A 12,737-nucleotide genomic window follows, 5' to 3' on the forward strand; every position below is an offset into this window, starting at 1 on the left:
TGCCCGACCGCATGATCGCGGCGATGGCGGACGCGGGCCTGATCCTGCCGGTCTATCCCTTTGTGGAGAGCCAGATCCAGCCCGCGAGCCTCGATCTTCGCCTCGGCGACATCGCCTATCGCGTGCGCGCGAGCTTTCTGCCCGGTCCCGACGCCACCGTTGCCGAGCGCATCGACGAGCTCAAGTTGCACGAGATCGATCTCGCCGACGACGCGGTGCTGGAGACCAATTGCGTCTACATCGTGCCGCTGCTCGAGAGCCTCGCTCTGCCGCCGGAGATCGTCGCAGCTGCGAACCCGAAGAGTTCGACCGGGCGGCTCGATGTCTTCACCCGCGTGATCGCCGACTGCACGCGCCGTTTCGACATGATCGGTGCCGGCTATCACGGCCCGCTCTATGCCGAGATCAGCCCCAAGACGTTTCCGATCCTGGTGCGCGAGGGCTCGCGGCTGTCCCAGGTGCGCTTCCGCACCGGCGATGCCATCCTCAGCGCCAACGAGCTCGATGCGCTACATGACGCCGAACGCCTGGTCGATATCGACGATGCCGATCTCACCAATGGCGTCGCGGTTTCGGTTGATCTCTCGGGCGAGAATTCCGGCGGCTTCGTCGGCTATCGCGCCAAGCGCCACACCGGCGTAGTCGATGTCGATCGCCGCGGTGGTTATCCGGTCGATGATTTCTGGGAGCCGATCCGCGCGCGCCCCGACGGCAGCCTGATCCTCGATCCCGGCGAGTTCTATATCCTCGCCTCGAAGGAAGCTGTGCAGGTGCCGCCGGACTATGCCGCCGAGATGGTGCCGTTCGATCCCTTGGTCGGTGAATTCCGCGTGCACTATGCCGGCTTCTTCGATCCCGGCTTCGGCTATGCCGGCGCCGGCGGGCAGGGCGCCCGCGCCGTGCTGGAAGTGCGCTCGCGCGAGGTGCCGTTCATCCTCGAGCACGGCCAGATCGTCGGCCGCCTGGTCTATGAGAAGATGCTGGCCCGGCCCGATGCGATGTACGGCCAGCGCATCGGCTCGAACTACCAGGCCCAGGGCCTGAAGCTCTCGAAGCATTTCAGGGTGTGATCGCGAAATCTCCTGTTGCTCATTTGGTACGGTTAGCCTGAATCACAGATTACATTCCTTGTGACCACCATAACGACACAAAGACGTCGTGGCCTATCTCAGGGGGCGACGGCTTGATGGGTGGTCGGTGGACTACACTGTAACCTGTTTCGGGGTCATTGCGGCTTGGCTCGCCTTCAATGGACTTGTTGCCATTGCACTGACCTATTGCTCTCCGGGTGAGCGCCTTTGGCGCCGTCAGCCATCAGAACCTGTCGACCGCGGTCGTAGCCGCCACCCTTCGGAAGGGGAAACGACAATTTTGATCGTGTTCGAGGCCGCGTAGCGCTCGCTTGGTCTCACATGATGCCGGGTTGTGGCCTCGACGCATCGACAGTGCCGGAAATGTTCCCCTGCGGTCGAATCCTTTTGACTGATCAGGGACGAGATCATCCCCTAAAGGCATGTTTGATGCAGTAATTTCATGTCTGATTATATTGAGCGTCGGTATTCTCATAGCCCACGCTATCGACGCACTTCGACCCTAGCGGCCGGATGTCGTCGCCGGACATTTGAGGTATGCTCGGCACATGCAGGATCGCGACACCCTGTTCGACGCCTTGCGCCGCTCGGCCGACCCGGTCGTGGTCGATGCCGTCGATAATCTCGTCCAGAACGGCCGTGACGAGGAACTCGCCCGGCTCAATGCCGTGGCCTTCGCTGCCGGCAGCGGCCTGGACGAGGAAAAGGTCATCGCGGCCCTTCTGCACGCATCGCGGCTTGGGCTGTTCGAGATGTCCTGGAACATTCTATGTCCGAGCTGCGGCGGCATCCTCGGCGCCAACGCCACGTTGCGGAGCGTGCAGAAGGAGGACTACCATTGCGCTTTCTGCGGGGTGGCGAGCGAGCCGGTGCTGGACGAAACGGTGGAGGTCAGCTTCACGGTCAGCCCACGGATTCGCCGCATCGCCGCCCACTCTCCGGACGAACTCGGCTTCTGGGACTATCACCGGCAGGTCTTTTTCGGGACGGGGGTCGTCTCCCCCAGGCCGGACGCGTTCGCCGAGCTCGCCAGTAAGGCTGTGTTGGAGACGATCGAGCTGCACGCCGGCGAACGGATGATTCTGGCTCTGCAACTTCCGGCGCAGCCCGTGATCGTCTTCGACCCGGTGACCCATAGTGCCCATTTGATCGAGACCTCAGGCGAACCGACGGCGGAACGCCGCGAGCTCTCGATGATCTTCATGAACGCCCCTACCGGCCTCAGCCGCATCACCCTGTCTCCGGGTCCATTGCGTCTTCTGCTGGATAACCGAACGGAGCGCCGGATTCTGGTCGGCGTCTATGTGACGGGCCCGGAGCTGGAGCGGCTGATCGGCGGCCGGCGCCCCTTCCTTACCGCCAAGCGATTGCTGACGAACCAGACATTCCGCGACCTCTATCGGACGGAGACCCTCGACGTCGAGCAGCGGCTCAAGATCATGAGCCTGACGTTCCTGTTCACGGACCTGAAGGGGTCGACCGACCTGTACGATCGGGTCGGCGATCTCGTCGCCTATGATCTGGTGCGCTCGCACTTCCAGATCCTGAACGAAATCGTGGCGTCTGAATCCGGCGCCGTGGTCAAGACCATCGGTGACGCCGTAATGGCGACCTTCCCGGTGCCGCACCGCGCCGTCTCCGCCGCCCTCAAGATGCGCGATTCGATGCGAGCGCTGAATGTCCGGCGGGGCGCGGAGGAACTGATCCTGAAGATCGGGATTCACGAGGGGCCCTGCCTTGCCGTGAACCTGAACGACCGGCAGGATTACTTCGGCCAGACGGTGAACATCGCATCGCGGGTGCAGGCTTTGGCCACAGGCGACAGCATCTTCGCCACCCAGGCGGTGGTGCAGGATCCGGAATCGGCCCGACTCATTTCGTCGCGCGGGGTGGATCCCCAACCTCAGGTGATGACGCTCCGCGGTGTCGGCGAGCGCATGCCCATCTTCGCGATAAGCTGACCAGAGCACTTTAGCCCGGTTGGCCGCCAGCGGCGACATGGCCCTTTCCGTTGCGGCCGGGGACCGACGTCGGACGGGCTTCACAGATTAAAAGCCTGCCGGCTTGCCTTTCTGGTTCGGCGAAACACAGTTCTGGCAGATATTCAGTTTGCGCCTGAGCTGATCGTCATCAGCCCGCTGGCGCGCTGCTTCTTCCTCCCAGTTCGTGGATTTTGACGCCGAACCTTGCGCCGTTTCGTCCTTCCGCTTGCGGGCCGTCCGTTGCTGCGGAAGAGAAGGGATGGCTTCCGCTGGAGGCTGATAGAAGCCGTCTATATCGGCGCGGCCCAACGAGCCCTGCTGGGCATAACAGCACTCGCCGCATTGGCAGGATACTGCGGCCAACAGTAGGCCAGCATAGATGAGCTTCATGGACTCCCCTCCGGCACAATAGACCACCGGGCCGTGGCGGCAGCGATGCTCTTATAGCAGCAGTTTCTCAAGTCCCGTCGATGCGCGCGATAGATTATGACGGCATCGGACGGGGCGCCTGCCGACCTGCGCTCCCTTGGGCCCGGGGAGCCGCGCAAAATCTGTCTTGGAAACGACCGTCGAGGAATTTGGCGAACTCCGTCAGCCCTGGCGGACGCCGGGGCTGACGAAAGCGAAGCCCTGGCGAGAGCCCGCCGCGATCACATTGGCGGGCCGCTCCAGTCGAAGCGACAAGTTGAAATTTGAGGATTGGCCAAGCTTTGCACGGCTGACCATTCCTCGTTCAACCGCCTTTCGACAAACCCACGTTCAAGATCCGTAAGATTGGTCCCCAGCAGCCGCCGGTATCGGCTGATGTTGCTGTCATGGGCCCGCAGACGGGCGACTTTCTCGTCGGTCATCGAGCATCCATATGCAAAAGAAATCAATTTTGAGGCTACCAAAATACCGTCGTTGCTTGACGCCTTTATGAAGCTTTCGATCAGCTCGCTCTGAGCGTTCGGCAATTCACAAAACTCCGCCGCCGGGCTCGAAATGCAGTCTCCCGGCGGCGTTTGCCTCAATTGGTGCCCTTGCAAATACGATCAGGGCCCGTTGCAGTCACCCGCTGGCGATGCGGGGTGGCCGCCTACGCGTTGGCGCCGCCGTCGATGGTAAGCTCGGTGCCGTTGATCGAGCGCCCCTCCGGCCCAGCGACGAATGCGACCAGCGCTGCGACGTCCTCTGCCTTGCCGTAGCGGGGGATCGCCATCCGGGCCCGCTGGGCGGCCGCCTGCTCGCCTTCGGCGGGATTCATGTCGGTGTCGGTCGAGCCCGGATGCACGATGTTGACCGTGATGCCGCGGCCGCCGAGATCGCGCGCCAGGCCCTTTGTCCAGGCGATCAGCGCGGATTTGCTCATGGAGTATAGGCTCATGCCGGGACCGGGCACCTGGGTCGCCAGATTGCTGCCGATCGAGATGATGCGGCCGCCTTCGCCCATGTGCGCTGCCGCCGCCTGGGATCCGACCACCACAGCGCGGACGTTGACCGCGAGCGTCGCATCGATGTCTTCGAGGCTGAGTTCGTCGATCGGTCCGCCCCTGAAGATGCCGGCATTGTTGACGAGGATATCGAGACCGCCGAGCGCCTCGGCGGCTTGATCCACGGCCGCCTTGACCGCAGCGGCATTGGCGCTGTCGGCCTTGATCGCAAATCCGCGCCGGCCCAAACGCTCGATCTCGGCGACTACCGCCTGCGCCTTGTCGGCCGAACGTTCATAGGTGATCGCAACGTTCGCGCCATCGGCGGCGAGCCGCCTTGCGATCGCGGCGCCAATCCCGCGGCTCGCGCCCGTCACCAACGCCCGCTTTCCCTGCAATGCGCTCATGTTCCATCTCCATTTCTGTGTTGATCGATACAGAAATAGGTTGGTTGCGCCGGGCGGTCAAGCTAATTATGTATCGAACAACACAGAAATCGGGTGGACGGATGGTCGAACGAGGTCGCCCCAGGGGCTTCGACAAGGACGCGGCGCTCGCGCGCGCCATGGAGGTGTTTTGGGTCAAGGGCTATGAAGGGGCGTCGATGACCGATCTCACCACGGCGATGGGGATTGCTTCGCCAAGCCTCTATGCGGCCTTCGGCTGCAAGGAAGAACTGTTCCGGCACGCGCTGCAATTGTATAGCGCCACCGAGGGGCCTGAGATCTGGGATGGCATCGCCCGCGCGCCGACTGCTTTTGAGGCGGTGGAAAGCTATCTCATGCAGACGGCGAGGGCGTTCACGCGACGGAACCGGCCGACGGGGTGCCTGGTGGTGCTATCGGCGCTGCATGCGACCGAGCAGTCCGAAACGGTGCGGCGCGAGCTGATGGCGATGCGCACGAAAAACGTCGAGGATCTGCGGCAGCGCCTGCAGGAGGGCGTGGTATCAGGCGAGATATCGGCAAGCGCCGATCTCGCGGCGATCGCCCGATACTACGTCACCGTGCAACAGGGCATGTCGATCCAGGCGCGCGACGGCGCGACGCGGCGAGAGCTTGAACGCGTTGCGCGTGCGGCGCTCGCAGCATGGAAGCCCTTGACCAGCGCGCCTGGCTAATTCGCCGGCAATCGTCCCCGTCTTCTTTCGGGGTGCGACCTACTTTGCGAGCAGCTCGGTCAGGTCGGTCGAGCTCGAACAGCGCAGCTCATCGATTTGCCGGGCCAGCAGCAACGCGCTCGCCCTCAGCGCTTCCAGCTTCGAGGCCTCGGGATGTTGTCTTTCGAGTTCGGTGATACGGTCATTGAAGCCGGTCAGCTCATTCTGGAGCCGCGCGATCTCTGCCGTGGCGTCGGTGGACACCACCGGCGCAGATAGTCTGGTCGCCCGCATAACCATCTCCCCAAGTATGGTCGATGCTTCGTGAACCGAATTCGTGGCGAGACCGAGAAGCCATTTGGGCGAGGATGCGACGGCCGCGGGCAATGTTTGCGTTCGCGTGCAGCAAAGCCACAGTGGGAACCTTGGCCAGAGCGTTTTCGAGCGAAGTGGACACCGGTTCGCGTAAAGAAAACGCGTCAAAACAGGAATCCAGAGCTTCGGTTCTGATTCAATCAGAACCGAAGCTCTGATCGATCCGATCGCTATTTCGCCGCCGAATGCGTCGCCGGCGTCACGCGCCAGATCGTGTTGCCGACGTCGTCGGCGACGAGGAGCGCGCCGTCCTTGGCAATGCGGACGCCGACGGGACGGCCCTGGGCCTCGCCCTTGTCGTTGAGGAAGCCGGTCAGGATATCCCGCGGCGGCCCTGCGGGCTTGCCATTCGCGAACGGCACGAAGATCACCTTATAGCCGGAGCGTGGCTTGCGATTCCACGAGCCGTGCTGGCCGATGAAGGCGCCGCCGGCCATGTCCTGCGGAAAAAGATTCCCAGTGTTAAATGTGAGCCCGAGCGAGGCGGTATGCGCGCCGAGCGCATAGTCCGGCACGATCGCCTTTGCAACCAGGTCCGGCCGCTGCGGATCGACGCGGCTGTCGACATGCTGGCCGAAATAGCTGTAGGGCCAGCCGTAGAAGCCGCCATCCTTCACCGAGGTCATGTAGTCGGGCACCAGATCGTTACCGAGCTCGTCGCGCTCGTTGACGGTGACCCAGAGCTCGCCGGTCTGCGGATTCCATGATGGGCCGTTCGGGTTGCGCAGACCGGAGGCGAACACACGCCACTCGCCGCTCTGGCGATCGACTTCGAGCACGGCGGCGCGATTGGCCTCGGCCTCCAAGCCGTTCTCGCCGACATTGCTGTTGGAGCCGACGGTCGCATAGAGCTTGCTGCCGTCGGGGCTCGCGGTCAGGTCCTTGGTCCAGTGATGATTGATGGTGCCAGCGGGCAGCTCGGTGAGCTTCACGCCGGCCGCGTCTATCTTGGTATCTCCCTCGTGATACGGGAAGCGCATGATCGCATCGGAGTCGGCGACGTAGAAATCATTGCCGACCAGCACCATGCCGAAGGGCGAATTCAGGTCTTTCAGGAAAATGCTGCGGGTTTCGGCGACACCGTCCCCGTCGGCGTCGCGCAGCAGCGTGATGCGGTTGGCGCTCGGCACGCCGGCGCCGGCCCATTTCTGCGCCTGCTTGTAGATAAAGCCCTTGATGCCCTTGCCGTCGTCCGGCTTCGGCGGTGCGTTGCTTTCGGCCACCAGCACATCGCCATTCGGCAATACGTAGACCGTGCGCGGATGATCGAGCCCGGTCGCGAAGGCGTTGACGGCCATTCCGTTGGCGGCCATCGGTTTGGTGCCGGCGGGCCACGGATTCGGCGTGGCGATATCGACGGTCGGGATCAGCGAATGTTCGGGCGGCGGCAGCGCCGGCGCGGCCCCGTAGCTCTGTGCGACGGTCTTGGTGTCCTCCGGGTCATTGCAGGCGGAAAGCGACAGCGCCAACGCGCCGATCGAGATTGCCACGAGCAGATTCCTGCGCATGGGTGGGCTCCCTAAAGATGGTGCAGGGACAATCCGTTGCGCGGTCGAATGTTCTTATCGTTCGGCGTGAATTTCGTGTGGTGGGAAAGGCTACCCACCTACAATCGTGCAGGGGGCCCCTGCGCCGGGCGCACGTGGGATTGATCGCGGCCGTGGTAGGGAAGCACCCGCGCCGCGGCATTCAGACCGCGGGCGTCGGAGTGGAAATGCCCGATATTGCGGTTGCCGAAATACCTGTCGACGAGGAAGAGCGCCCGCTGCCACCGCCGGTGACCGCCCCGGCGCGCAACCGCCTGCTCGACGGGCCGATCCTGCGCACGCTGTTGTGGCTCGCCTGGCCCAACGTGATCGCGCTTTCGGCCGGCACCTGCGTGGTGATCGCCGAGACCTCCTATATCGGCCGGCTCGGCGTCGAATCGCTGGCCGCGATGGCGCTGGTGTTTCCCTGCGTGATCCTGACCATGACCATGTCGGGCGGCGCCATGGGCGGCGGCGTGGCCTCCGCGATCGCGCGGGCGCTCGGCGCCGGCGAGGTCGAGCGTGCCTCGACGCTCGCGGCGCATGCGCTTCTGATCGGCATCAGCTTCGGGCTGGTCTTCATGCTGGGCATGCTGATCTTCGGGCCGCATCTTCTGGAATTGCTCGGCGGCCGCGGCAACGTGCTGGCGCAGGCGATTGCTTACAGCCAGATCTTCTTCGGCGGCGCCGTGCTGCCGTGGCTGATGAACACCATGGCGGGCGTGCTCCGCGGCACCGGCAACATGAAGCTGCCCTCGACCATGATCCTGTCGTCCGCGGTGTGGCAGATCATCCTGGGCGGCACGCTGGGCCTTGGCCTCGGCCCCATCCCGCAATTCGGCATGCGCGGCGTCGCGGCGGGTTCGCTGATCGCCTATTCAATCAGCATTGCCGTGATGGGCTGGTACCTGTTCTCCGGCCGCGGCCGCGTCGTGCCGAAGCTCAGGGGATTGCGCATCCAGTGGGCGATGTTCATCGACATCCTGAAGGTCGGCGCCATCTCCTGCTTCTCGCCGTTGCAGTCGGTTTTGACCATCAGCATCTTCACCCACATGCTGGCGAATTTCGGCACCGCGATCCTGGCCGGTTACGGCATCGGCGCGCGGCTCGAATTCATGCTGACGTCGCTCGCGTTCGCGACCGGCATCGCCTCAGTGCCAATGATTGGCATGGCGGTCGGCGCCGACCGTATTGCGCGGGCGCGGCGGATCGCCTGGACCGCGGGCACGGTGTCGTTCGTCTCGGTCGGTGCGATCGGCACCTTCCTCGCCATCTTCCCCGACCTCTGGGTCAACCTCTTCACGGGTGATCCCGCCGTGCGCCTGGCCAGCCATCAATATCTGTCGACGGCGGCGCCGATGTACGCTTTCATCGGGTTGGCGATGTCGATGTTTTTCTCCTCGCAAGGCGCGGCGAAGGTGCTGGGCCCGGTGCTGGCGCAGACCGCGCGTCTGCTGTTCATCGCCGCCGGCGGCTGGTGGCTCTCGACGCATGAGGCGACCGCGCAGAACTTCTTCATGCTCGCAGCCGCCTCGATGGTCGTGCTCGGCGTGCTCTCATGCTTAAGCGTGGTGCTGACACGCTGGGGGCCGAAGCGCGCGCCGATTGCGAAGGTAAGTCCCGCGCTGTCCTGACACGGGTTCATCACGGCGCCTCTCGCCCGAGCTTGTTCTGCATCGCACTGACGCCGAGATCCATCTGGGAGGAGATGTAGGGCGCGATCTCGTTCGGCAGCACATCGGCGATCCATGTCACGCGGCTGCGGGAGCCGCCGTCGGCGAACACCTGGATGGATGCGCTGTGCTGCTTCAGCCGCTCGCTGACGACGGCATAGACCAGCCGTCGCCGCGCGTCGTCGCAGTCGACGAACAGTTCACGCGCGACCGTGCCGTTGGAGAAGGTGACGATGCGGGCATCGCCGTCGAGCTTGCTGTCGAGCACGAAGCCCGGCACCAGGCGCGTATGCAGCGCGCCGAAATCGCGTAAGGCATCCCAGACCTGGTCGGGATGCGCGTCGATGATGAATTCCTTGTGGATGGAAGCCATGGGTGAATTCCTCTTGCATGTGGAGTTCGTCATTGCGAGGAGCGAAGCGACGAAGCAATCCAAGCCTCCGCAAGTGGCACCATGGATTGCTTCGCTCCGCTCGCAATGACGGCGGAGATGGCGGTTGCTTACGCACACACCGCCTCGACATTGTTGCCGTCGGGGTCGATCAGGAACGCCGCGTAATAGGTCGGGCTGTAATCCTTGCGATGGCCGGCTGCGCCGTTGTCGCGGCCGCCGGCTTTCAATCCTTCGCTGTGGAATGTCTTGATCGCGTCGTGGTTCGGCGCGCGGAATGCGACATGGGCGCCGCCATTGCTCTTGCCCTTGTGCAGATGCAGCCACAGCGCCGGCTCGCCCTTCGGGCCGAAGCCGGCGCCACTGTCATCGCGCGAGCACAGGACATAGCCGAGCGGGGCAAGCGCCGCGGTATAGAAACGCACGCTGGCGTCGAGATCGCCGACGCGCAGTCCGATATGGTCATACATGATCGTTCTCCAGTGCTTTAAGCGCGCCTGATGACGCGCTGGACTGGAGGAGGCTAGCTAGTGCAGCGCCAGCCGTTCTTGGAAAATCTTGCGGTCGCCGCGCGATGCTTTTCGGAACGCATGCGGCGAGACGCCGGCGGCGCGGCGGAACGTGCGCACGAAATTGGAGAGATCGCCGAAACCGACGTCGTAGGCGATATCGGTGATCGGGCTGTCGTCGTCGGCCAGCCGCCGCGCCGCGTGGCGCAGCCGCGAGCGCACGAGATATTGATGCGGCGTCACGCCGAGGACGTCCGAGAACAGCCTGAGGAAATGGAACGCGCTGATGCCGGCCTGATCCGCCGCATCATCCAGCCCGATTTCTTGCTGCGAATGCGCGTCGATCCACAGTGCGGCCTCGACCGCGCGGCGCCGATCGCGCAAGGCGGCTGTCACCGGCTTCGCCGCGCGCCCCGACACCACCTCGACGAAGCGGTTGGCCAAGAGATGGCCGGCCTCGTCAAGGCCGATGTCGCTGTTGCCATCTGCTGCCGTTTGCGCGAGCTCGCCGAGCACCATCAATTCCGGCAGCGGCGGCACCGATCCGATCTGCCAGACGGCGCGGCTGTCGCCGATCGCCTGCACCAGCTCCGGATGCAGGTAGAACGACAGGCATTCGTCGCCGCCGACATGGTCATGGGTGCAGGTATATTCGTCGCCCGGATGGCCGACCAGGATCGCGCCGGTCACCAGCTCATGGAAACGGCCGCGGCAATGGCAGCCGAAGCTGCCCTTGCGGACATAGGAAATCGAATGCGCATCATATTGTTCGGCAAACGGTTTCTCGCCGGGCACCGCGGTGCAGCGGAACTCGTTCACGGCAATGCGCTCACGCTGCAACAGCGGCCTTCGGATCATGCCTGAAGACTTAGCGATGCGCCCGCCGCGGCGCAACGCCCCAAGCAGCCCACTCGGAATCTGGACGTTTTCCGTTAAGGAGAACGCCAGAGGCGGCTTGGCGAAAGCCCCAGTCTCGGCTAATCAGGTGCGCAAAGCGAGATCCGCGGGCGTAGTTCAATGGTAGAACGGCAGCTTCCCAAGCTGCATACGAGGGTTCGATTCCCTTCGCCCGCTCCAATCCCTCGCGTCACCCGACATCGAATTTGACGCCCTGCGCCAACGGCAGTTCGCGCGAATAGTTGATGGTGTTGGTGGCCCGCCGCATGTAGCCGCGCCAGGCGTCGGATCCGGATTCGCGGCCGCCGCCGGTTTCCTTCTCGCCGCCGAACGCGCCGCCGATTTCGGCGCCCGACGGGCCGATATTGACGTTGGCGATGCCGCAATCCGAGCCGACCGCGGACAAGAAGGTCTCGGCCTCGCGGATGTCGGTTGTGAAGATCGACGATGCGAGCCCCTGCGGCACCGCATTGTGGCTGGCGATCGCCTCGGCAAGATCGCGGTAGCGCATCACGTACAGGATTGGCGCGAACGTCTCGCGCGGCACCGGGCCGGTTTGGGCCGGCATCTCGACCAGGGCAGGCGCAACGTAATAGGCGGCTTGTGATTGATGATCCACGCGGGTGCCGCCATGCACCTCGCCGCCGAGCGAGGTTGCTTCCTCCAGCGCGCGGCCCATCGCCTCGAAGGCGGCTGCATCGATCAGCGGGCCGACCAAAGTGCGCGACTCGCGCGGGTCGCCGATGGTGACGGAACGGTAGACGCGGCTGAGCCTCGAGACGAAATCATCGGCGATGCTTTCGTGCACGAACAGGCGGCGCAGCGAGGTGCATCGCTGGCCGGCGGTGCCCATCGCGGAGAACGCGATGCTGCGCAGAGCGAGGTCCTGATCGGCGGAGGGCGTGACGATCGCGGCGTTGTTGCCGCCGAGCTCGAGAATGGCCCGGCCAAAGCGCGCGGCGACGCGCGGGCCGACCTGCTTGCCCATGCGCGTCGATCCGGTGGCCGACAGAATGGCGACGTCGGGGTGATCGACCAGGACTTCGCCGATCGTGCGGTCGCCCTGCACCAGTTCGGCGAGACCCTGCGGCGCATCGCCGAAACGCGCGAGCGCACGCTCAATGATCGCCTGCACCGCGCAGGCGGTCAGCGGCGTTTTCTCCGAAGGCTTCCACACCACGGCGTTGCCGCACACCAGCGCAAGCGCTGCATTCCAGCACCACACGGCAACCGGAAAGTTGAACGCCGTGATGATGCCGCACACGCCGGCCGGATGCCAGGTCTCCATCATCCGATGACCGGGGCGTTCGGACGCGATCGTCAATCCATAAAGCTGGCGCGATAGCCCGACGGCGAAGTCGCAGATGTCGATCATCTCCTGCACCTCTCCGAGTCCCTCGGAGAGGATCTTGCCGGCCTCGATCGTCACCAGCCGCCCGAGCAGGTCTTTCGAACCGCGCAATTCCTCGCCGAGCAGGCGCACCAGTTCGCCGCGGCGCGGGGCTGGAACGGTTCGCCATGCCAGGAACGCACTCCGCGCGCGAGCAATCGCCGCGCGCATGTCATCATCGCTTCCAGGCTTGAGACGCCCGATAACCTGACCGTCGATCGGCGAGCGGGCGATCAAGCTGCCGTCGGCGACGAAGGTCGGAAGAGCCCGCAGCTTCGTCAAGAGATCGATGGCTTCGTTCGCGACGGGGGAGCTTGGCGTGGAGGTGCTCATGGCGGATGTCCTCGGATCAGCGGTCGCGCATATGCTCTAGCAAGTCCCGCAAGCGCTCG

The 12,737-nt window shown here is 64.3% G+C and carries 13 protein-coding genes and 1 tRNA gene; 5 read left to right on the forward strand and 9 right to left on the reverse strand.

The features are described 5' to 3' along the window. The first annotated feature begins 11 nt into the window (after positions 1 to 11). Positions 12 to 1,070, forward strand: a complete 1,059-nt coding sequence (locus AC5ZG1_RS16050; RefSeq protein ID WP_496133464.1) for a 2'-deoxycytidine 5'-triphosphate deaminase — start codon at positions 12 to 14, stop codon at positions 1,068 to 1,070. Between the two features lie 569 nt (positions 1,071 to 1,639). Then, positions 1,640 to 3,052, forward strand: a complete 1,413-nt coding sequence (locus tag AC5ZG1_RS16055) for an adenylate/guanylate cyclase domain-containing protein (RefSeq protein ID WP_456640686.1) — start codon at positions 1,640 to 1,642, stop codon at positions 3,050 to 3,052. 87 nt (positions 3,053 to 3,139) lie between these two features. Here AC5ZG1_RS16055 and AC5ZG1_RS16060 read toward each other — a convergent pair whose 3' ends face one another. The 3 genes from AC5ZG1_RS16060 to AC5ZG1_RS16070 all read right to left on the reverse strand — a co-directional run bounded on the left by AC5ZG1_RS16060 (position 3,140) and on the right by AC5ZG1_RS16070 (position 4,892). Further along, a complete protein-coding gene (locus AC5ZG1_RS16060) occupies positions 3,140 to 3,463 on the reverse strand; it encodes a hypothetical protein (protein WP_496133448.1) in 324 nt (107 codons plus the stop codon). 260 nt (positions 3,464 to 3,723) lie between these two features. Further along, entirely contained in the window at positions 3,724 to 4,029 is a 306-nt protein-coding gene (locus AC5ZG1_RS16065) for a hypothetical protein (RefSeq protein ID WP_496133449.1), read from the reverse strand. A gap of 122 nt (positions 4,030 to 4,151) precedes the next feature. Next, positions 4,152 to 4,892 (reverse strand): SDR family NAD(P)-dependent oxidoreductase, encoded by a 741-nt coding sequence (locus AC5ZG1_RS16070; protein WP_456640689.1) that lies wholly within the window; start codon positions 4,890 to 4,892, stop codon positions 4,152 to 4,154. 101 nt (positions 4,893 to 4,993) lie between these two features. Between AC5ZG1_RS16070 and AC5ZG1_RS16075 the strand changes: the two genes are divergently transcribed. Further along, positions 4,994 to 5,605: a TetR/AcrR family transcriptional regulator gene (locus tag AC5ZG1_RS16075; protein ID WP_456640690.1), complete on the forward strand. Its 612-nt coding sequence runs from the start codon at positions 4,994 to 4,996 to the stop codon at positions 5,603 to 5,605. A gap of 39 nt (positions 5,606 to 5,644) precedes the next feature. Here the strand turns inward: AC5ZG1_RS16075 and AC5ZG1_RS16080 are convergent, their stop codons facing one another. After that, on the reverse strand, positions 5,645 to 5,878 hold the full coding sequence (locus AC5ZG1_RS16080; RefSeq protein WP_028163469.1) for a hypothetical protein: 234 nt from the start codon (positions 5,876 to 5,878) through the stop codon (positions 5,645 to 5,647). 251 nt (positions 5,879 to 6,129) lie between these two features. Next, positions 6,130 to 7,467: a PQQ-dependent sugar dehydrogenase gene (locus AC5ZG1_RS16085; RefSeq protein ID WP_456640692.1), complete on the reverse strand. Its 1,338-nt coding sequence runs from the start codon at positions 7,465 to 7,467 to the stop codon at positions 6,130 to 6,132. Between the two features lie 206 nt (positions 7,468 to 7,673). On the opposite strand from AC5ZG1_RS16085, the gene AC5ZG1_RS16090 reads away from it, so the two are divergent. Further along, positions 7,674 to 9,119 carry an MATE family efflux transporter gene (locus tag AC5ZG1_RS16090; RefSeq protein ID WP_456640693.1) on the forward strand — a complete coding sequence of 482 codons (1,446 nt, stop codon included), beginning with the start codon at positions 7,674 to 7,676 and terminating at the stop codon, positions 9,117 to 9,119. A 10-nt stretch (positions 9,120 to 9,129) separates the two neighbouring features. Here AC5ZG1_RS16090 and AC5ZG1_RS16095 read toward each other — a convergent pair whose 3' ends face one another. From AC5ZG1_RS16095 to AC5ZG1_RS16105, 3 genes are all read right to left on the reverse strand, one after another. Next, positions 9,130 to 9,531, reverse strand: coding sequence for an SRPBCC family protein (locus tag AC5ZG1_RS16095; protein ID WP_456640694.1), 402 nt, complete (start codon positions 9,529 to 9,531; stop codon positions 9,130 to 9,132). Between the two features lie 128 nt (positions 9,532 to 9,659). After that, positions 9,660 to 10,019 carry a VOC family protein gene (locus AC5ZG1_RS16100; RefSeq protein WP_496133450.1) on the reverse strand — a complete coding sequence of 120 codons (360 nt, stop codon included), beginning with the start codon at positions 10,017 to 10,019 and terminating at the stop codon, positions 9,660 to 9,662. Positions 10,020 to 10,076: 57 nt separating this feature from the next. Next, positions 10,077 to 10,916: a helix-turn-helix transcriptional regulator gene (locus AC5ZG1_RS16105; protein WP_456640696.1), complete on the reverse strand. Its 840-nt coding sequence runs from the start codon at positions 10,914 to 10,916 to the stop codon at positions 10,077 to 10,079. Between the two features lie 145 nt (positions 10,917 to 11,061). Between AC5ZG1_RS16105 and AC5ZG1_RS16110 the strand changes: the two genes are divergently transcribed. Continuing rightward, positions 11,062 to 11,135 (forward strand) — tRNA-Gly (locus AC5ZG1_RS16110). A 10-nt stretch (positions 11,136 to 11,145) separates the two neighbouring features. Here the strand turns inward: AC5ZG1_RS16110 and amaB are convergent. After that, entirely contained in the window at positions 11,146 to 12,678 is a 1,533-nt protein-coding gene (amaB, locus tag AC5ZG1_RS16115; protein ID WP_456640697.1) for an L-piperidine-6-carboxylate dehydrogenase, read from the reverse strand. Positions 12,679 to 12,737: the final 59 nt, after the last annotated feature.

This window comes from Bradyrhizobium sp. Leo78 (assembly GCF_059512425.1).